This window comes from Bacillus sp. FSL K6-1218, from assembly GCF_038006445.1.
In the GTDB taxonomy this organism is placed as follows: domain Bacteria; phylum Bacillota; class Bacilli; order Bacillales; family Bacillaceae_G; genus Bacillus_A; species Bacillus_A thuringiensis_S.
The window spans coordinates 4,592,124-4,612,938 of sequence record NZ_JBBOVE010000001.1 but is presented as its reverse complement, the minus strand read 5'-3'; the positions used below and the strand labels follow the sequence as shown (position 1 = coordinate 4,612,938).

Genomic DNA, 20,815 nt, shown 5'->3' with positions numbered 1-20,815 from the left:
GGGTAAATTATGACAATCAAACGCAAGAAGGTTTCAGTCATCGGTGCAGGATTTACAGGAGCAACAACGGCATTCTTATTAGCACAAAAAGAACTTGCAGATGTTGTATTAGTGGACATTCCACAACTGGAAAATCCAACAAAAGGGAAAGCGTTAGATATGTTAGAAGCGAGCCCAGTACAAGGTTTTGATGCTAACATTATTGGAACATCTGATTACGCAGATACTGCTGATTCTGACGTTGTCGTTATTACAGCAGGTATTGCACGTAAGCCTGGTATGAGCCGTGATGACTTAGTAGCAACGAACTCTAAAATTATGAAAAGTATTACGCGCGACATTGCAAAACATTCACCAAATGCAATTATTGTTGTGTTAACAAATCCAGTTGATGCAATGACATATTCTGTATTTAAAGAAGCGGGATTCCCGAAAGAGCGTGTAATCGGCCAATCGGGCGTATTAGATACAGCTCGTTTCCGTACATTCATCGCACAAGAATTAAATCTTTCTGTAAAAGATATTACAGGATTTGTTCTTGGTGGACATGGTGACGACATGGTACCTCTTGTGCGTTATTCTTATGCAGGCGGTATTCCGTTAGAAACGTTAATTCCGAAAGAGCGTTTAGAAGCAATCGTAGAACGTACACGTAAAGGTGGCGGTGAGATTGTAGGCTTATTAGGAAACGGTAGTGCATATTACGCACCAGCAGCTTCTTTAGTTGAAATGACAGAAGCAATCTTAAAAGATCAACGCCGTGTATTACCAGCTATTGCGTACCTTGAAGGTGAGTATGGTTATAGTGACCTTTACTTAGGGGTACCAGTAATTCTAGGTGGTAACGGAATTGAAAAAATTATTGAATTAGAACTTCTTGCAGATGAAAAAGAAGCGTTAGATCGCTCTGTAGAATCTGTACGCAACGTAATGAAAGTTCTTGTTTAATAATTGAATAGTAGTGAAAAAGATTCGGGATCCCGAATCTTTTTCTACTATTTACCGAATTGTTTTTTTGAAATAATATGAAAACGCTATCATTTGTAATATCCTATAATGAAACTGTAGATTTATACTATACATTGCCCTCATCATAGTAAATTTCGGATAAGGTATCGTTTTTAGTAGGATAATAAGGTGAAAAAATCGGAGGGGGTTGTAACATGTTAAAGAAAAAAGTTCAAATTGGTCGTAAAATGGATGAAATTACAGTAGGAGAGAAATTATCTATCACTGAAAAAATTGAGGATAAAGATTTGTTATTGTACTTAGGGTTAACGAATGATGCCAATCCATTATATATTCAGCATGATTACGCATCCCAAACTCCGTATGAAAAGCCGATTGTACCAAGCATTATGCTAACGGGGATGATTACAACGGCGGTTACGAAATATTTACCGGGTCCAGGAAGTCATATTACTAGGAAGGACCTTACGTTCGTGAAGCATGTTCACCATTATGAAACGTTACAAATCCACTTTGAAGTTGTGGCTGTTTCTGAGGAGGAACATACAATTGATATGCTTGTATCTGCTCATGATGAAAAAGGAGAAACTGTTGTAAAGGGTTCATTAACAGTAACGCCACCTTTTAAATCTGTTTCCATTATGGAAAAAGCATTAGATAATTTTTAAAAGATGAAAATATGAATAGCGCTAGCATCCTTATTAAAAGGATGCTAGCGCTATTTTTAGTTGAAAAATCCTTCTTTGAACCCTTCAGCAAATTCTGAGCAACCCGTTTTAATCGTATCCCAGCTCGGAGCGTTGAAAGCAAGGATACATGTGACTGCTAAAGATAGAATGGGTAGTATTAGTCGCATAATAGACCTCCAAATTATATTAATTTGTATATTAAGATTAATAATATAACCATCGGTAATTGAAGTCAATGAAAGGAGTGATTCTTTTAGGTGAGGTGGAAAAGAGAGGACGTTATCTTTGAAACGATACGAGAAGCTGAAGTGTGGGTCGATTCGATCGCAAATGAAATGTATGGAAGAGTATTTGATGGATATGAAACACTAGACTATAAAATTGCATACGCTCTCGCGTTTTTCCTAGCACAAAATCAAGATTTTATCCCGCATTAACGGGCAGTAAGATCCCACCTCAAAATTCAGCGAAAGCAAAGAAGTTAGGTGGGGAATCAACTGCCCGTAAAAGCCCGATTGATTCAACTAATAATCAGTGGGGAATGAACACCCCCACTGATTAAAGTTTCACTTTATAGTTCATACGGAAGTGAGCTTTAAAGAAGAGAGAGTAATCTATAAAGTTTGGCAAAATCCTGTGTAGTAGTTGCAGGTGAAGCGTAATTACGTCTGTTTTCTCAATTCTACACAAACGATCTCCATGAATAGACAATTATATTGAGAGGGACCTTGTTTTCTAGTATGATGAGAATAACGGGGAAAATACTAGGATGAAGAAGGTTTCAAGTCTATAACTTGGAGGAAAAGAATGAACAATCGTATTTTAGTAGTTGATGATGAGGAATTTATCTTAACTTTAATTGAATTTAATTTACAACAAGCTGGGTTTGAAGTTATAACAGCGATGGATGGAGAAATGGCGCTTCAAAAAGCGACAACAGAACGCCCAGATTTAATTATATTAGATTTAATGCTTCCGAAAATGGATGGTATGGAAGTGTGTAAAGAATTACGATTGCAGCGCGTTATGACGCCGATTTTAATGTTAACGGCAAAAGATGATGAGTTTGATAAGGTGCTAGGCCTTGAACTTGGGGCAGATGATTATATGACGAAGCCATTTAGTCCAAGAGAAGTTGTTGCTCGTGTGAAGGCGATTTTGCGCCGCACGAAATTACAACAAGAAGAACAAGTTGCAGAAGCGCCAGATGAAGATAGCATCACAATTGCAGAACTTAAAATTTTACCGGAGTTTTATGAGGCTTATTTCCAAGGAAGAAAGCTTGAATTAACACCAAAAGAATTTGAACTACTTGTGTATCTCGCGAAAAATAAAAGTCGCGTGTTGACGCGTGATCAATTATTAAGTGCTGTATGGAATTACGATTTTGCTGGTGATACACGAATTGTTGATGTTCATATTAGCCATTTGCGCGATAAAATTGAACAAAATACAAAAAAACCGACGTACATTAAAACGATACGTGGTTTAGGATATAAATTAGAGGAGCCAAAAGGGAATGAATAAATTTCGTTCCAGGCTTCTTTTTACATTTGTTTCTCTTATTGTATTTATTTTAGTTGGACTAGGCTTATTGCTAGAAACTGTGTTTGAAAACTACTATATAGATCATGCTAAAGAGAGAATGGTAAAAGAAACGGAGTATGTTGCGGCGTTAGCAGAAGAGCAAGGTTTTGATAATGTCCTAAAAAATCCATACGTATTTGAAAAGTTAGAAGAAAAAATACCAGCTTCTATCGTATTTGTGGATGAAAAAAAGAAAGTTCAATATAGAAAAGGACAAGAATTGGCATTTAGTCCAGAGACGATTCAAGAACTTTCTTCGGAAGTGGCAAAACAACGAAGTAAAGTGATTACGAAAGAGACAGATCGAAAGAATGAATTTTATCATGCGGTGTTCGTTCAAGATGTAGAAGGAAAACAAGGATACATTTTGGTGAAAAGTACAATCGATCCTTTAAGAGACGTACATCAAAAAACGTGGGGATTATTAATTATCGGATTTGTCATTGCTTGTCTCGTAGTTGTATTTTTGGGTATGAAAATTACAGGGCAATATATTAGGCCAATTGAATCAGTTACGAAAGTTGCAATTGAATTGGCGAAGGGTAATTATAAAGCACGTGCATACGAAAGTCATTCGGATGAAACTGGAATGCTGAGTAAAGCAATTAATATTTTAGCTCGAAATTTACAAGAGATGACACTTGAACAAGAAATGCAGCAAGATCGTCTGCATACGTTAATTGAAAATATGGGAAGCGGAATGATTTTAATTGATAGCCGCGGATATATAAACCTTGTAAACCGCTCTTATAAGGAAACTTTTCACGTAACAGATGAAGAATATTTAGATCGCTTATATTATGAATCGTTTCATCATACAGAAATTATTGAGCTTGTAGAAGAAATCTTTATGACAGAAGTGAAAGTGCGTAAACAAATGTTATTGCCACTTGGAATTGAGCGGAAGCACTTTGAAGTATATGGAGCACCGATTATCGGGACAAACCATGAATGGAAAGGGATTGTTCTCGTATTCCATGACATAACAGAGTTAAAGAAATTAGAACAAATGAGAAAAGACTTTTTAGCGAATGTTTCTCATGAATTAAAGACACCGATTACTTCTATTAAAGGTTTTTCAGAAACACTCTTAGACGGAGCGATGGATAATAAAAAATTCTGCGAACATTTCTTGCACATTATTTTAAAAGAAAGTGAGCGCATGCAAGGGTTAATTGAAGATTTATTAGATTTGTCGAAGATCGAACAACAAGGATTTAAATTAAATATGGGAACCGTTGACATGAAGGGGCTGCTTGAAGATATTCATATGGTGCTTGATAATAAAGCAGGAGAAAAAGAAATCTCTTTACAAGTGAATGTATTAAAACGTGCCTCTGTTATTGGAGATCCAAGTCGTCTGAAACAAATCTTTATTAATTTAATTAATAATGCGATCGTATATACACCGGCTGGAGGCGTTGTTTCAGTAGAGTTAGCGGAAGATAAATATAATGCTTATATAAAAGTATCGGATACTGGAATTGGTATTAGTAAAGAGGAAATTCCGCGTATTTTTGAACGCTTTTACCGAGTGGATAAAGCGAGAAGTAGAAATACTGGTGGTACAGGCCTTGGATTATCAATTGTAAAGCATTTAGTAGAGGCGCATCAAGGTACGATTACAGTAGATAGTGAAGTTGGAGAAGGGACAACGTTTACAGTTGTTTTACCGAAATCAGCAACTGAAAAATAGGATGAAGGATGTTTACAATATATTAACAATAGCTTAATTAAATATTAATAAAGCTCTGTTAATATAATACATGAAAACCCCTTCATCCAAGGAGTAATTTTGGACGAGAATAGTTAAACTGTTCTCGTCACTTCCCTTTATGCCAATATAAGTCTGTTTTATATATGAAAGAAAAGAACCGTTATTTTTCTTCTCTCTATTAGTCATGTTAATATAGAGAGAGGAAAGGAACGGTTTTTTTCTGTGAAAAAAATCATTTCAAATTTGCATGGGGAGGTTTCTGATTTGGAAAAAAAGGTCGTATTAGTAGATGGTAATAATATCGCGTATCGTGCTTTCTTTGCACTACCGCTTTTAAATAACGACAAAGGTATACATACGAACGCAATTTACGGTTTTACAATGATGTTAATGAGAATATTAGAGGAAGAAAAACCGACGCATATGTTAGTAGCATTTGATGCGGGTAAAACGACATTCCGTCATAAAACATATAGTGAGTATAAAGGCGGACGTCAAAAGACCCCACCTGAATTATCAGAACAATTCCCGTTTATTCGTGAGATGCTTGATGCATTCAACGTACCGCGTTATGAATTGGAAAATTATGAAGCGGATGATATTATGGGAACGCTAGCAAAAGAAGCAAGCGAACAAGGAGCAAGTGTAAAAGTTATTTCAGGAGATAAAGATTTACTTCAACTTGTTTCTGATAACACGCTTGTATGTATTCCGCGAAAAGGGATTACGGAAGTAGATGAATATACGAAAGAAGCTTTATTTGAAAAATATAGCTTATCACCAAAGCAAATTATCGATATGAAAGGTTTAATGGGAGACCAATCAGATAATATTCCGGGTGTACCAGGAGTTGGTGAAAAAACTGCGATTAAATTGTTAACACAGTTTGGAACGGTTGAAGAAGTGTATGACAATCTAGATCAAGTAAGCGGGAAGAAATTAAAAGAAAAACTGGAAGCAAATAAAGACCAAGCTCTTATGAGTAAAGATCTTGCAACTATCATTACAGATGCGCCGATTACAGTGCATGTGGATGATATGGAATATAAAGGATATGAAGCAAGTGATGTCGTTCCAATGTTCGAGAGTTTAGGATTTACATCTCTTTTAAATAAATTAGGTGTTACGCCAGAAGAAACGGCTCCAGCTGAATTAGATGATATTACATTTGAGATTGTGGAAGAAGTTACAGAAGAAATGCTTCAGCAAGATAGTGCGCTTATTGTTGAAGTGCAAGAAGATAACTATCATAAAGCAGATATTCAAGGTTTTGGTATTCAAAATGAAAATGGTTGCTACTTTATTCAAAAGGACATTGCTCTTAAGTCAGATGCATTTAAAGACTGGCTTGCAGATGGAGAGATGAGAAAGCATACATTTGATGCGAAGCGTGCAATCGTTGCACTGAAATGGAACGGTATAGATATACAAGGGGTTGACTTTGATCTATTAATCGCTGCTTATTTACTTGACCCGGCTGATACAGATAAAGATTTCCGTACTGTAGCGAAAATGAAAGAAACGCATGCTGTGAAATCTGACGAAGAAGTTTATGGAAAAGGCGCGAAGCGTGCTGTTCCAGAGTTAAAAGTAGTAGCGGAGCATGTAGCTCGTAAAGTGCATGTATTATATGATGTAAAGCAAACATTCGTTGAAGAGCTAGAGAAGAATGAGCAATATGAACTGTTTACAGAGTTAGAATTACCACTTGCGCGTGTATTAGCTGATATGGAAGTAAAAGGTGTAAAAGTTGATACAGAGCGTCTTCGTAATATGGGAGAAGAACTTGCAGGTAGATTAAAGGAAATGGAACAGGAAATTTATAAGCTTGCGGGAACAGAATTTAATATTAATTCACCGAAGCAGCTTGGTGTTATTCTGTTTGAGAATTTAAACTTACCGGTTATTAAAAAGACGAAAACAGGTTATTCTACGTCAGCTGATGTACTAGATAAGCTTATGGATCACCATGAAATTATTCCAAACATTTTACATTATCGTCAATTAGGGAAACTAAATTCAACTTACATTGAAGGTTTACTGAAAGTTGTACATGAAGATTCATCTAAAATTCATACTCGCTTTAATCAAGTGTTAACGCAAACAGGTCGATTAAGTTCGACGGATCCGAACTTGCAAAATATCCCGATTCGATTAGAAGAAGGAAGAAAGATTCGTCAGGCATTTGTTCCATCAGAAGAAGGTTGGATTATGTATGCGGCTGATTATTCACAAATCGAGCTGCGTGTATTAGCTCATATTGCAAATGATAAAGGGCTAGTTGAAGCATTCCAACATGACATGGATATTCATACGAAAACAGCTATGGATGTATTTGGCGTTGAAAAAGATGAAGTAACTTCAAATATGAGACGACAAGCGAAAGCTGTTAACTTCGGAATTGTGTATGGTATTAGTGATTACGGTCTTTCGCAAAACTTAGGGATTACAAGAAAAGCAGCAGCGGAATTTATTGAAAAGTATTTAGAAAGTTTCCCTGGTGTACAAGAATACATGGAGGACATCGTAAAAGATGCGAAACAAAAAGGATATGTGGCTACATTATTAAATCGTCGCCGTTATATTCCAGAAATTACAAGTCGTAATTTCAATTTACGTAGCTTTGCTGAGCGTACAGCGATGAATACACCAATTCAAGGTACTGCAGCAGATATTATTAAAAAAGCGATGATTATTATGGCAGATCGTTTAGAAGAAGAAGGCTTACAAGCGCGTCTTCTTCTGCAAGTACACGATGAATTAATATTTGAAGCACCAAAAGAAGAAATTGAAAAATTAGAGCAGCTTGTACCTGAAGTAATGGAGCATGCAATTGAACTCGCAGTTCCGCTGAAAGTTGATTATTCTTACGGTCCAACTTGGTACGACGCAAAATAAGGAAGTGATGAAATGCCTGAATTACCAGAGGTTGAAAACGTCAGACGGACACTTGAAAATCTTGTAACAGGAAAAACGATTGAAGATGTTATTGTTACTTATCCAAAAATAGTGAAACGACCGGATGATGCAGAAATCTTTAAAGAAATGCTAAAAGGCGAGAAGATTGAAAATATAAAGCGAAGAGGAAAGTTTTTGCTTCTATATGTAACAAATTATGTTATTGTTTCACATTTGCGTATGGAAGGAAAGTTTTTACTACATCAAGAGGATGAGCCGATTGATAAACATACGCACGTCCGTTTCTTATTTACAGATGGAACTGAATTACATTATAAAGATGTGAGAAAGTTTGGTACGATGCATCTCTTTAAGAAAGGTGAAGAGATGCATCAAATGCCTCTTGCTGACTTAGGTCCGGAGCCGTTTGATGCTGAATTGACACCGCAGTATTTACAAGAAAGACTGCAAAAGACAAATCGTAAAATAAAAGTTGTGCTATTGGACCAGCGTCTTTTAGTAGGGCTTGGAAATATATATGTTGATGAAGTTTTATTCCGTTCTCAAATTCATCCGGAACGAGAAGCTTCTTCTTTAACAGTAGAAGAAATTGAGCGGATTTATGAGGCTACCGTTACAACGTTAGGTGAAGCGGTAAAACGTGGCGGAAGTACAATTCGGACGTATATCAACTCACAAGGGCAAATTGGTTCATTCCAAGAACTCCTAAATGTATATGGAAAAAAAGGAGAGCCGTGTGTAACTTGTGGTACGATATTAGAAAAAACAGTTGTCGGCGGGCGAGGAACGCATTACTGCCCAATTTGTCAGCCTAGAATATAGAAAAGAGATAACATCGGATAGGCATTTGTCATATACATACAGCAGAGCTATGTATAAGGGAGGAGCTTACCGATGTACCTTTATTTATCTCTTATTTTATTAGCTTTTACATTAAGCTTAGATAGCTGTAGTGTAGGGCTAACATATGGGTTAAGAAGCGTAAGAATTCCACTAAAATCAATTATAATTATCGGAATCTGTTCAGCGGCTGTTATGCTTGTTTCAATGGGAATTGGACATATGATCGCGAAAATATTTTCACCTGTTATCGCAACGCGTATCGGTGGGCTTGTTCTTATTGGAATAGGGATTTGGGTGTTATATCAATTTTTTCGAAGTGAGAAAAAAGAAGAACCGAAGCAAGAGGAGAAGGTCTGGAAATTAGAGATTGCCTCGCTAGGGCTAGTAATTCAAATTTTACGGAAACCGACTGTAGCAGATTTTGATAAATCAGGCACCATTTCTGCAGGGGAAGCATTACTTCTTGGTATCGCTCTTTCTGTAGATTCATTTGGTGCTGGAATTGGTGCATCTTTATTAGGGTATGCACCCGCTATGATGGCGATATTAGTTGCAGTTATGAGTTCTTTGTTTTTATTTATTGGAATGAAACTTGGGACGGTTTTATCGAATATGAAGTGGTTACAAAAATTTACATTCCTGCCTGGAGTATTACTCATTATTATTGGAATTTGGAAAATGTAAGTATGGGCGTGGAACATTAGTTTCGCGCCTTTTATTATGAGGAGGATTATGATGACAGTAGTAATTGGATTAACAGGAGGCATTGCAAGTGGAAAAAGTACAGTGTCTCAAATGTTTCGTGAATTGAGCATACCAGTTATTGATGCAGATATTATTGCGCGAGAAGTTGTAGAGCGAGGAAAACCAGCATATAACAAAATAGTAGAAGTATTTGGAACGGAAGTGTTACAAAAAGACGGAGAACTGAATCGGCCGAAATTAGGGAGTGTCGTTTTCTATAATGAAGAAAAACGATTGCAGTTAAACAAAATTGTTCATCCTGCAGTACGTGAGGAAATGAATAGACAAAAGGAAATGTACATAAAAGAAAGTATGCAAGCGATTGTGTTAGATATCCCTCTTTTATTTGAAAGTAAATTAACAAGTCTCGTTGACCGTGTTTTAGTTGTAGCAGTTACGCCTGATACACAATTAGAACGTTTGATGAAACGAAATGGTTTTTCGGAAGAAGAAGCAACGGCGCGTATTCAATCTCAAATGCCGTTAGCAGAAAAAGTGAAAAATGCAGATGAAGTGATAAATAATGATGGCACAATTATGGGAACGAAAACACAATTGCAGGTAATTTTAAAGAAATGGAACATTATTGACTAAAAAATTGTGAAATTAATGAAAATGCTTAGTGACATATCCCCTTTTTGTGTTATACTATTATTGGGATTGGAGATAAATAGTATAACGCATTCAAGGGGGATAACATATTATGACTCGTGTGGCAATTAATGGATTTGGACGTATTGGGAGAATGGTATTTCGTCAAGCAATAAAAGAAAGCGCATTCGAAATTGTAGCAATCAATGCAAGCTATCCATCTGAAACGTTAGCACACTTAATTAAATATGATACAGTTCATGGCAAGTTTGACGGAACAGTAGAAGCATTTGAAGATCACTTATTAGTTGATGGAAAAATGATTCGCCTTTTAAACAACCGCGATCCAAAGGAATTGCCTTGGACAGATTTAGGTGTTGAAGTTGTAATTGAAGCGACTGGTAAATTTAATTCAAAAGAAAAAGCAATTCTTCATGTTGAAGCTGGAGCGAAAAAGGTTATTTTAACAGCGCCTGGTAAAAATGAAGATGTAACAATTGTAGTTGGTGTGAATGAAGACCAATTAGATATTACAAAACATACTGTTATTTCAAATGCATCTTGTACAACAAACTGTTTAGCGCCTGTTGTAAAGGTGTTAGATGAGCAGTTCGGAATTGAAAACGGTTTAATGACGACTGTTCACGCTTATACAAATGACCAAAAAAATATTGATAACCCACATAAAGATTTAAGAAGAGCGCGTGCTTGCGGACAATCAATCATTCCGACAACGACAGGTGCCGCGAAAGCGCTAGCAAAAGTTCTTCCGCACTTAAACGGAAAACTTCATGGTATGGCACTTCGTGTACCAACGCCAAACGTGTCTCTTGTTGACTTAGTAGTAGACGTAAAACGTGATGTGACAGTTGAAGCTATTAATGAAGCTTTCAAAACGGTTGCAAACGGTGCGTTAAAAGGTATTGTAGAATTCAGCGAAGAGCCTTTAGTATCTATCGACTTTAATACAAATACACACTCAGCTATCATTGATGGTTTATCTACAATGGTAATGGGTGATCGTAAAGTGAAAGTACTTGCTTGGTATGATAACGAGTGGGGCTACTCTCGTCGTGTTGTAGATCTTGTAACGTTAGTTGTTGAAGAGTTAGCGAAACAAGAAAATGTGCAACACATTTAAGTGAATAAGGGAGAGGGCAAGGCAATATTTGCCCTCTTTTTTTATTTTTTTCTGAAAAGGAAAAAAATTATATGAGTATATTTTAAAAAGTGGACATACCACGAAACGTTGTGATTGCTGCATTTGTGAATCGTTTATTTTTTTTAGGGAAAAGTAAAGAGGAAAATATGACAGAAAATCGAAAAAACTGTTGTTGCAAAATGAAAATAAACAAAGTATACTAACACTCGTAAACTTAAGAGCTGAGGTACGTAGTCACTACTTAAAGGGTTAGGACCTCTCTGGACTAACTTTCCCCCGTGGTAGTGGAGCAAGCCAAATTGCAAATTAGTTTTCAATTCGAACAGTTAGAATAAATTTACAAGGGGGAACTGTAGAATGGATACTATGGATACGATGGGTCGTCACGTGATCGCTGAACTTTGGGATTGCGATTTCGACAAGCTTAATGACATGCCGTATATTGAACAATTATTTGTGGATGCAGCACTAAGAGCTGGTGCTGAAGTGCGTGAGGTTGCTTTTCATAAATTTGCACCACAAGGTGTAAGTGGAGTAGTAATTATCTCGGAATCACATTTAACAATTCATAGCTTTCCGGAGCACGGTTACGCGAGTATTGATGTTTATACTTGTGGGGATCGTATTGATCCAAATGTTGCTGCAGAATATATTGCAGAAGGTTTAAACGCGAAAATGCGTGAGAGCATCGAGCTTCCTCGAGGCACTGGTAGCTTCGAAATTAAGCAGAGAGAAACAAAAGCTCTTTAAAAAAGAACATAATTGATTTAAAATGTAAAGAGGTGTATAATGCACCTCTTTTTTAGTTTATAAAAAAGAGGAAATATAACGTACTCGTTAGTTGAATAAATTGTACTCTTGCAAATGAGGTAGTGCCCTATATACCATCTTATTTTTAAGGATGAGATGATAAAGTGATGCGCTGAAACTTAAAGTGGTAAGAGAGTTAGAATGAGTTATATAATATTGTATATATATTTTAGGTGAAGTGAGTAGAGAAAAATAAAGAGTATAGTGTAAAGGAGTGAATGAATTGCGTTGTCCATCCTGTTCTCATAATGGTACAAGAGTGTTAGATTCGCGTCCGGTAGACGAGGGGCGCTCTATTCGAAGAAGGAGAGAGTGTGAAAGTTGTTTAAGTCGCTTTACGACCTTTGAAAGGGTAGAAGAGTCACCTCTTATCGTTGTAAAAAAAGAAGGCACACGAGAAGAGTTTAATAAAGAAAAGATTTTACGTGGTTTAATTAAAGCGTGTGAAAAAAGACCAGTATCTTTAAGACAATTAGAAGAAGTAACACAAAGCGTGGAACGTGAACTGCGTAATTTAGGTATATCAGAAGTGAAAAGTGATATGATTGGTGAAATTGTTATGGAAGAACTTCGCGATATTGATGATGTTGCTTACGTACGCTTTGCTTCTGTATATCGTCAATTTAAAGATTTAAATGTATTTATTGAAGAATTAAAAGATATACTGCAAAAAGAAAGAGAGTAGAAGTTGTATTTTATTCTCTTTACATACCGTAAGTAATAGGATAAGAGAGCTAGAAGCGTAAGCTAATAGCTCTTTTTCACTAAGAATTTATATAATGAAGATAGGACGAATGAAGTAGAGGATAGATTGGATGAGAGAAAGGAAAAGCAAGAATGGAAAAACAGTCATGGATGGAGCTATTGCCGATTGATCGTTATAAAGTAAGTGCGAAAGGGCTACTGCATAATTACGACCGAAAAGTATTAACGATGTTGTATCAGCCGTTAATAGGTAGTAGAGCTTTTAGCTTATACATGACACTATGGGGGGAGCTAGAGCAAGATCGTGTATTTGGAAAAGAGAATACGCATCATTCCCTTATGGTGACTATGCAAATGCAACTTCCTGAAATATATGAGGAACGAGTAAAGTTAGAGGCAATTGGACTTTTGAAGGTATATATTAAGAAAGAAAAAGATATTCGAATGTTCATATATGAGTTGCAACCACCTTTATCTCCGAAGCAGTTTTTTGATGATATTGTTTTAAGTATCTTTTTATACAATCGATTGAGTCGGACAAAATATAATCAAGTAAAGCAATATTTCTTAGAAGAAGAATTTGATTTTGCTTCTTATGAAAATGTTACGCGTTCTTTCAATGATGTGTTTGGTTCGTTTAATCCAGGACAGCTTGAGCATGCGCAAGAAGATCTGCGTATTCCAAAAACGACAACTATGCCAAGTAACGAGAAGGGAGACGCTCCGAAAGTTTGGAATGATTTCTTTGACTTCTCTTTATTTGTAGATGGATTGTCCGCTCTTGTTCCTAAAAAGTCGATTACAGATCAAGTGAGAGATTGCGTTATAACACTTGCTTACGTGTATGGTGTAGATGTGTTATCGATGCAAAATATCGTTCTTGGTGCGGTGACAGAGATGCAAACAATTGATATGGAAAGGCTTAGAAAAGGAGCACGCGATTGGTATCAATTTGAAAATGGTCAAGCATTACCGGTATTAAGTGAAAGAGTACAGCCTCATGCTGCACGTACGATGAAAGAGAAAGAGCCTTCATCGCAAGAGGAGATGCTAATAAAGCAGCTAGAGGAAATCTCGCCAAAACAACTATTGAAAGAGATTTCTGGTGGTGCAGAGGCAACGAAAGCGGACTTGCAAATCGTTGAAGATGTCATGATTAATCAAAAATTGACACCAGGAGTTGTGAATGTACTTATTTATTACGTTATGCTACGCTCAGATATGAAACTTGCGAAAACGTATGTCGAGAAGATTGCTGGGCATTGGGCACGTAAAAAGGTCGGTACAGTAGCGGACGCGATGGAGTTAGCGAAAGAAGAGAACCGTCAATATCAAGAGTGGGCTGAGACGAAGAAAAAAGGCCGTACGGCGAAGAAAACGGTACGGAAAGAAATGGTACCAGATTGGCTTAAGGAAGAAGAACCGAAAGAACAAGAGAAAGAAACGGCGAAGAAAGATGTAAGTGTAGAAAAAGATGCAAGTACGTTAGAAGATGAACGAAAACGATTAGAAGAAGTGTTAAAAAAATATAAGCGTGATTAATAGAAGAGAATGAACGCTCTTTGAGGTGAGAAAATGGAGCATATTCAAAATTCATTTGCAAAATTAATGGGAAATGAAAAATTTAAAAATAGATATGAAGTATTAAAGGCAGAAGTAATGGCGCATCCGCGTGTGAAAGAATTTATAGACGAACATAAAGGTGAAGTAACGACTTCTATGATTGAGCGCAGTCTTGTGAAGCTATATGAATATATTGGACAAAGTGTAGGTTGCGTGGATTGTCCGGATTTAGGTTCATGTAAAAATATGCTGCAAGGGTACGAGCCAAAGCTTGTTATTCAAGGAAAGATGATTGATATTCAATACGATCGCTGTGTTAGAAAAGTAGCACATGACGAGAGAAAGAAATATGAAAAACTCGTTCAAAGTGTATATATGCCAACGGATATTTTACAGGCAACTATGGAAAACTTAGACCCTTCTGATTTAAATGCACGTATCGATGCAATTGGTGCAGCGAATGAATTTTTAAGTACATATGAACCAGGTAAAAAAGCACAAGGTTTATATTTGTACGGTAAATTTGGTGTAGGAAAAACGTACCTTTTAGGAGCAATTGCGAACGAGCTTGCTCGAAAGAAAATAAGTTCGATGCTCGTATACTTCCCAGAATTTTTACGTGAAATCAAAAGTTCGATTCAAGATAATTCGATTGGTGAAAAGATTGATGCGGTTAAACGCGTACAAGTTTTAATGTTAGATGATATCGGGGCAGAAGCGATGTCAAGCTTTGTGCGTGACGATGTGCTTGGTGCAATCTTGCAATTCCGTATGTTAGAAAACTTACCGACGTTCTTTACGTCTAATTTTGATTTTAAACAACTGGAACACCATTTAACGTATACACAGCGTGGTGAGGCTGAAGAAATGAAGGCAGCACGTATTATGGAACGAATTAAATATTTAGCGAAACCAATTCCGATTGGTGGGAAAAACCGTCGTCATAAGTAAAAGAGCAAGCTGAGAAGCTTGCTCTTTTGTATTATAGTGATACTTTCTTTTCAAATATGAGGTCGAAATATTCAGGTTGTCCAGAACTGCCAATCGTAGGGGCGACAATCTGTACGAACCTCCAGTCATCTCTAGCATGTTCTTGAATAATTTCTTGGTAGTCTTCAGCTAGTTTTGAGCGAGTGAGCCCCCAATGGAATTCGACTTTTACGAATTTATATTCGAACATTCAGATACCCCCTTTTAGTGATAAATAAAGTATACAATAAAAAATTCATAGTAGCTTGTATCATTTTTTTCTCTCTCCCTTAATATATATAAAATTAGCAAGCCATATTGAGTGGATTTTCTAACGATAGGAAATGTAATTCTACTAAGAGTGAACTTCCACGGGACGGACTCTTATAGGATTTGTAACGTATAGATACAGTCCTTTAGAGCAGGGATAAAAGGGGGGACAAAAGTGATTGAAATTTGCTTCGAAGAAAAAAATGATGCTATGCACGTATATAGACAATTGCTGAAAAGAGCGGAAGTGTTATATAAGGAAACGAGTGTGTATTTACAGGAGCAAAAAGTGGTGATTCACATACCAGTACGTGAATCGAATTATATTGAAAAAATCTTATTGCCAGTAATGGTGTATTTCATTGTGAATGTGAAACAAAATGAGTGGATTTATACGATCTTAAAAGAAAAGTTTTTTTATGAAGAACAAGAAGAATGTCATCAAATATTGCACATGGCACATGAGATTTTAAAGGGAAGAAGAAAAGGTGTAGCTCAGGATTTAACGCGTAACGCATTTGAGTCATATATTAAGTCTTCTTTAAATAATTGGCTTTGTGATCCGCTCTCATTCTCGTTTTCATCATATATCCGTTTTCGTCTTCGTACATATAGGGAAATGGTGGCTAAACTTGCGGAAGTGGCAATTGATGAGTATAAGATGGAGCAAGAATACCAAATGTTCATTGAAACGCTTCGGCAACAAGTGAGTAGCCGTAAATCACGCTTGTCCTGTGTGCATCTTATTTTTGATGAAAGCTTTATCTTTTATGATGATAAAGGTAGACGTTTAAAACAGGAGAAGTTGGTCCAATATATAGATGAGGAATTATTAAAGCAAAATGATGTATATATTGATACGAAAGTAATTGCGCCGCTTCTTTCTATTTCGCCCAAAAAGATTTATTTATATACGAAAGAACAAGACCATAATATGATTATTACTTTGCGAAATGTGTTTCAAGAACGGGTCCAATTACATGGATTACATGATTTTGAGCGCAATGTGAAAAATTTAAAAAATAAAGGTAACGCCCTTGATTTTCTAAGTTTTTGAGCATATAATTACCTACATAAATGAAATATATCGAAATGTCATGATGAGGACATGAGTAGTTTTCTACGATTTTCAGAGAGGGAAGCCTTAGGGTGTGAGCTTCCTAGTACGGGATTATTACTTACCACCTCTAAACTTTAGCAGTGAACGATTCTTTTAGTAATTGCTAACGGACAACACCGTTATGTTGAACTTGAGCAATTAACGATCATGTTAATTGGAACAAGGGTGGAACCACGAATTCAACACTCGTCCCTTTTTATGGGATGAGTGTTTTTTATTTTGAGAAAAAGAGGAGTGACCAGTGATGGCAGATGTAGTTAAAATTACTTTCCCTGATGGAGCTGTGAAGGAGTTTCCAAAAGGCGTAACAACTGAAGAAATCGCAGCTTCTATTAGCCCAGGCTTAAAGAAAAAAGCTGTAGCTGGAAAATTAAACGATGAGATGATCGATCTTGTTACACCAATCGAAGAAGATGGTGCAGTTTCTATTATTACATTAGATTCTGAAGATGGCTTATATATTTTACGCCATTCAACAGCCCACCTTTTAGCACAAGCGTTAAAACGTTTATATAAAGATGTTAAGCTTGAGCTTGGCATTGGCCCAGTAATTGAAAATGGCTTCTATTACGATATCGATATGGAAGAAGCAATTACAGTTGAAGACTTCAAGAAAATCGAAAAAGAAATGCAAAAAATCGTGAACGAGAACTTAGAAATCGTTCGTCATGAAGTACCACGTGCAGAAGCACTTCGTCGCTTTGAAGAAATTGGCGATGAGTTAAAATTAGATTTAATTAACGACCTTCCAGAAGATGCAGTTATTTCAATCTATGAGCAAGGCGAATTCTTCGACCTTTGCCGTGGTGTTCACCTTCCATCTACAGGGAAAATTAAAGTGTTTAAATTATTAAGCGTTGCAGGTGCTTACTGGCGCGGCGATAGCAATAATAAAATGTTACAACGTATTTACGGTACTGCATTCGTTAAGAAAGCAGAATTAGATGAGCATTTACGTATGCTTGAAGAAGCGAAAGAGCGCGATCACCGTAAATTAGGTAAAGAATTAAAACTATTTACTAATAGCCAAAAAGTAGGACAGGGTTTACCACTTTGGTTACCAAAAGGTGCAACAATTCGTCGTATTATCGAGCGTTACATCGTTGATAAAGAAGCAAGCTTAGGTTATGATCACGTATACACTCCAGTATTAGGAAGCAGAGAGTTATATGAAACTTCTGGTCACTGGAACCACTACCGTGATGGCATGTTCCCATCAATGGAAATGGATAATGAAGAATTAGTTCTTCGTCCAATGAACTGTCCTCACCATATGATGGTTTATAAAAATGATATTCACAGCTACCGTGAATTACCAATCCGTATTGCGGAACTTGGAACAATGCATCGTTATGAAATGTCAGGTGCGTTATCTGGATTACAACGTGTACGCGGAATGACTTTAAACGATGCGCACATTTTCGTTCGTCCAGATCAAATTAAAGAAGAGTTAAAACGTGTTGTAAACTTAACTCTAGAAGTATACAAAGATTTCGGTTTAGAGAACTACTCATTCCGTCTATCTTATCGCGACCCAGCAGATACTAAAAAGTATTATGCGGATGATGAGATGTGGGAAAAAGCACAAGGTATGTTAAAAGAAGCTATGGATGAAATGGGTCTTGATTACTATGAAGCTGAAGGTGAAGCGGCATTCTACGGTCCAAAACTTGATGTTCAAGTTCGTACTGCTCTTGGAAAAGACGAAACACTTTCAACTGTACAATTAGACTTCTTACTTCCAGAACGCTTTGAATTAACTTATGTTGGTGAAGACGGTAAGCAACATCGTCCAGTTGTAATTCACCGTGGTGTTGTATCAACTATGGAACGCTTCGTAGCCTTCTTAATTGAAGAATACAAAGGTGCATTCCCAACTTGGTTAGCTCCAGTTCAAGTACAAGTAATTCCAGTTTCTCCGCAAGTACATTTAGACTATGCGAAGAAAGTACAAGACGAATTGCGTCGCGCTGGTATCCGTGTTGAATTAGACACTCGTGAAGAGAAGATCGGTTACAAAATCCGTGAAGCACAAATGCAAAAAATTCCGTACATGCTTGTAGTAGGTGACAATGAAGTAACTGAAAACGGCGTAAACGTACGTAAATATGGTGAACAAAAATCAGAAACAATCGCATTAGATGCTTTTGTTGACATGATTAAAGTAGAAGGAAAACGATAAGAAAAAGCCGCGGTATACCGCGGCTTTTTTATCAGAGTGTTGGGAAACCCTTTAGGGTTCCCCACACTCTGGAATCATTTTGATTTTAGCGAATAAAAACAACATAAAATAATAGAGTTTCAAAAAAATAGCCCTCCACCAGACCTTTTTTGGTCAGATGGAGGGCTATTTTTTTCATGTTTTGACAAGTTGCGGTGAGATAAGCCTGCATTTGGACAGACTTCAGCCCCCGAAATCGAGCATATCGATAGCCATGTAGTTCTTTGGCGTCCGCAAAGCTTCGCTCTATAGTTGAACAGCGTACTTTGTACAACTTTTTCCCTGTAACTGTTAGTTTGTTTTTTCTAGCGATATCCTTATATTTCTCCCATATATGATGAGTGATAACTTTTTGTTTTTGTTTCTTTGAAAAACATACCTCACGTAGCGGACAAACAGCGCAGTCTTCTGGGTTGGATTTATAGTGACGATATCCTTCACGATCCGTTGTCGCATACTCTAAAATACACCCCATCGGACAAGCAAATGCATTCATTTCTTCTACATATTTAAATTGGCTTTTTGGTACTTCTTTATTTCGTTTTCCAAATCGGCGATACCCCATCACCATAAATATATTTCTCTCCGATAATTTCTTACAGATATACCCTGTAAAATAGCCTGCATCAAGAGCTACAGCTTCCACTTTAAATCCGAATTTATCAATTTGAGCTTGTAGACGCGCTAAATATGGCTCGGAATCTGCCATATTTCCAGCCGTTACATAAGTATCTGTAATAATATTGTACTTCGCATCAGTCGTACGATGGTCTAAGAAATGAAAACCGTTCGGTTTTCCATCTCTCATTAAAAATCCACTATCTGGATCCGTAGTACTTATACGAGTTTTTTTAGTGGGAGTATCACTTTCCTTTCTGGGTTTTAATTCTTTTTTTCGTGTACCTCACGATCTTCAATTACCGCAGCTTCTAGTTCATCTATATAAAACTTTGCCTTTTCTTTTTTATATTTATGTACAAACTTATTTTTATTAGCATTGGCCTTAATGTGCGTAGAATCTGTCATCAGCGCACGTCCTCCCACCATCCGGTGCTCTGTCGCTTGCCTCACGATCTCATCAAAAATTTCTTCGAAAATATTTGTATGAATAAAGCGAGTACGACGATTCCAACTGATTGTAGAATGATCCGGAATAGTATCTGATAGAGAAAACCCTAAAAACCAACGGTAGGCGATATTCGTTTTAATCTCTTTTTCCAATTGACGCTCCGAACGAATACCGTAAAAATATCCAATAAACATCATTTTAAATAAAACGATAGGATGGATTGACGGACGTCCATTGTTTTCACAGTAATAAGGGCGTAACTTCTCTTCAATAAAATCAAAACTAATTGTCGCTTCGATCGCACGAAGGAAATGATCTTGTGGAACCAACTCTTCTACAGAAACAGATACACGTTCATCACGATGATTTTTTAAAGCACCCATCATAAAAAATCTCTCCTTTACCTCTTTTTATCAGTGTTGACACATAAAAAGAGGTTCAGACACAAAAACAGGCTGTGGAGAAGACTTTCTCCACAGCCTGAGAAAAAGCCGCGGTATACCGCGGCTTTTTTATGTAATATACTTGAGGGGAATTAGAAAAAATAACCATGTAACACTTATCATAAAAAAGTATTGCAAGTATGTTAGTTGTTTGTTACAATATTTCTTGTTGTTAGTAAAACACATCGCGTCTTCTTGACAGACGTCATGTCCTATGATAAACTCATCAAGGATAATAGAATATTGTTTTGTGGAACAAGTAGAAGCACCCGCTTCTCACCTGATGGACGCATTCGCAGTTAGCAGGTAAATGTATTTCTTACTTAAGATTTTACAAGTGTGGGTGTCGTATGCCCGCACTTTTTTTGTCGGGTTCTATGACTACAAAATATGTTCTGAGAAAACCTTGGAGGTGGCTTACTAT

General features: G+C 36.8%; 19 protein-coding genes and 2 other annotated features. Of the genes, 16 read left to right on the top strand and 3 right to left on the bottom strand.

Features of this window, described 5'->3' with window-relative positions:
• Positions 1–9 precede the first annotated feature (9 nt).
• Positions 10–948, top strand: a complete 939-nt coding sequence (mdh, locus tag MHI26_RS23535; RefSeq protein WP_000153232.1) for a malate dehydrogenase — start codon at positions 10–12, stop codon at positions 946–948.
• A 215-nt stretch (positions 949–1,163) separates the two neighbouring features.
• On the top strand, positions 1,164–1,637 hold the full coding sequence (locus MHI26_RS23530; RefSeq protein ID WP_000914180.1) for a MaoC family dehydratase: 474 nt from the start codon (positions 1,164–1,166) through the stop codon (positions 1,635–1,637).
• Positions 1,638–1,693: 56 nt separating this feature from the next.
• On the opposite strand, the gene MHI26_RS23525 is transcribed toward MHI26_RS23530, so the two are convergent.
• A complete protein-coding gene (locus MHI26_RS23525) occupies positions 1,694–1,825 on the bottom strand; it encodes a hypothetical protein (protein WP_001237011.1) in 132 nt (43 codons plus the stop codon).
• Between the two features lie 90 nt (positions 1,826–1,915).
• On the opposite strand from MHI26_RS23525, the gene MHI26_RS23520 reads away from it, so the two are divergent.
• The 12 genes from MHI26_RS23520 (at position 1,916) to dnaI (ending at position 15,250) form a co-directional block, all read left to right on the top strand.
• Positions 1,916–2,095 carry a hypothetical protein gene (locus MHI26_RS23520; RefSeq protein ID WP_001267381.1) on the top strand — a complete coding sequence of 60 codons (180 nt, stop codon included), beginning with the start codon at positions 1,916–1,918 and terminating at the stop codon, positions 2,093–2,095.
• Between the two features lie 370 nt (positions 2,096–2,465).
• Positions 2,466–3,185 carry a two-component system response regulator PhoP gene (gene phoP, locus MHI26_RS23515; protein ID WP_001065220.1) on the top strand — a complete coding sequence of 240 codons (720 nt, stop codon included), beginning with the start codon at positions 2,466–2,468 and terminating at the stop codon, positions 3,183–3,185.
• Positions 3,178–4,941, top strand: a complete 1,764-nt coding sequence (gene phoR / locus MHI26_RS23510; protein WP_061666067.1) for a sensory box histidine kinase PhoR — start codon at positions 3,178–3,180, stop codon at positions 4,939–4,941. The genes phoP and phoR overlap by 8 nt, the downstream gene beginning before the upstream one ends.
• A 285-nt stretch (positions 4,942–5,226) precedes the next feature.
• Positions 5,227–7,860 (top strand): DNA polymerase I, encoded by a 2,634-nt coding sequence (gene polA, locus MHI26_RS23505; RefSeq protein ID WP_000412810.1) that lies wholly within the window; start codon positions 5,227–5,229, stop codon positions 7,858–7,860.
• Between the two features lie 12 nt (positions 7,861–7,872).
• A complete protein-coding gene (mutM, locus tag MHI26_RS23500) occupies positions 7,873–8,703 on the top strand; it encodes a DNA-formamidopyrimidine glycosylase (protein WP_061666068.1) in 831 nt (276 codons plus the stop codon).
• A 72-nt stretch (positions 8,704–8,775) separates the two neighbouring features.
• The gene (gene ytaF / locus MHI26_RS23495) at positions 8,776–9,408 is read left to right on the top strand and encodes a sporulation membrane protein YtaF (RefSeq protein WP_000281729.1); all 633 of its coding nucleotides are present in this window, start codon (positions 8,776–8,778) and stop codon (positions 9,406–9,408) included.
• Between the two features lie 51 nt (positions 9,409–9,459).
• A complete protein-coding gene (coaE, locus tag MHI26_RS23490) occupies positions 9,460–10,062 on the top strand; it encodes a dephospho-CoA kinase (RefSeq protein WP_061666069.1) in 603 nt (200 codons plus the stop codon).
• Positions 10,063–10,171: 109 nt separating this feature from the next.
• The gene (locus tag MHI26_RS23485; RefSeq protein ID WP_000198979.1) at positions 10,172–11,200 is read left to right on the top strand and encodes a glyceraldehyde-3-phosphate dehydrogenase; all 1,029 of its coding nucleotides are present in this window, start codon (positions 10,172–10,174) and stop codon (positions 11,198–11,200) included.
• A 387-nt stretch (positions 11,201–11,587) separates the two neighbouring features.
• Entirely contained in the window at positions 11,588–11,971 is a 384-nt protein-coding gene (speD, locus tag MHI26_RS23480) for an adenosylmethionine decarboxylase (protein WP_176520904.1), read from the top strand.
• 283 nt (positions 11,972–12,254) lie between these two features.
• Positions 12,255–12,716: a transcriptional regulator NrdR gene (nrdR, locus tag MHI26_RS23475; RefSeq protein ID WP_001203687.1), complete on the top strand. Its 462-nt coding sequence runs from the start codon at positions 12,255–12,257 to the stop codon at positions 12,714–12,716.
• A gap of 152 nt (positions 12,717–12,868) precedes the next feature.
• Positions 12,869–14,278: a replication initiation and membrane attachment family protein gene (locus MHI26_RS23470; protein WP_000415031.1), complete on the top strand. Its 1,410-nt coding sequence runs from the start codon at positions 12,869–12,871 to the stop codon at positions 14,276–14,278.
• 33 nt (positions 14,279–14,311) lie between these two features.
• Positions 14,312–15,250 carry a primosomal protein DnaI gene (gene dnaI, locus MHI26_RS23465; protein ID WP_000400117.1) on the top strand — a complete coding sequence of 313 codons (939 nt, stop codon included), beginning with the start codon at positions 14,312–14,314 and terminating at the stop codon, positions 15,248–15,250.
• Between the two features lie 31 nt (positions 15,251–15,281).
• On the opposite strand, the gene MHI26_RS23460 is transcribed toward dnaI, so the two are convergent.
• On the bottom strand, positions 15,282–15,479 hold the full coding sequence (locus MHI26_RS23460; protein ID WP_061666071.1) for a DUF4177 domain-containing protein: 198 nt from the start codon (positions 15,477–15,479) through the stop codon (positions 15,282–15,284).
• A 234-nt stretch (positions 15,480–15,713) separates the two neighbouring features.
• On the opposite strand from MHI26_RS23460, the gene ytxC reads away from it, so the two are divergent.
• On the top strand, positions 15,714–16,595 hold the full coding sequence (gene ytxC / locus MHI26_RS23455; RefSeq protein WP_000569629.1) for a putative sporulation protein YtxC: 882 nt from the start codon (positions 15,714–15,716) through the stop codon (positions 16,593–16,595).
• Positions 16,596–16,626: 31 nt separating this feature from the next.
• Positions 16,627–16,855: a binding site (T-box leader), on the top strand.
• 47 nt (positions 16,856–16,902) lie between these two features.
• Positions 16,903–18,840 (top strand): threonine--tRNA ligase, encoded by a 1,938-nt coding sequence (gene thrS / locus MHI26_RS23450; protein ID WP_000786077.1) that lies wholly within the window; start codon positions 16,903–16,905, stop codon positions 18,838–18,840.
• 85 nt (positions 18,841–18,925) lie between these two features.
• Here thrS and MHI26_RS23445 read toward each other — a convergent pair.
• A protein-coding gene (locus tag MHI26_RS23445; protein WP_097821175.1) for an IS1182-like element ISBth7 family transposase occupies positions 18,926–20,334 on the bottom strand; the annotation gives its coding sequence in 2 pieces (ribosomal slippage) (positions 18,926–19,776 and positions 19,776–20,334; 1,410 coding nt in all).
• A 308-nt stretch (positions 20,335–20,642) separates the two neighbouring features.
• Positions 20,643–20,763: a sequence feature (ribosomal protein L20 leader region), on the top strand.
• Positions 20,764–20,815 lie beyond the last annotated feature (52 nt).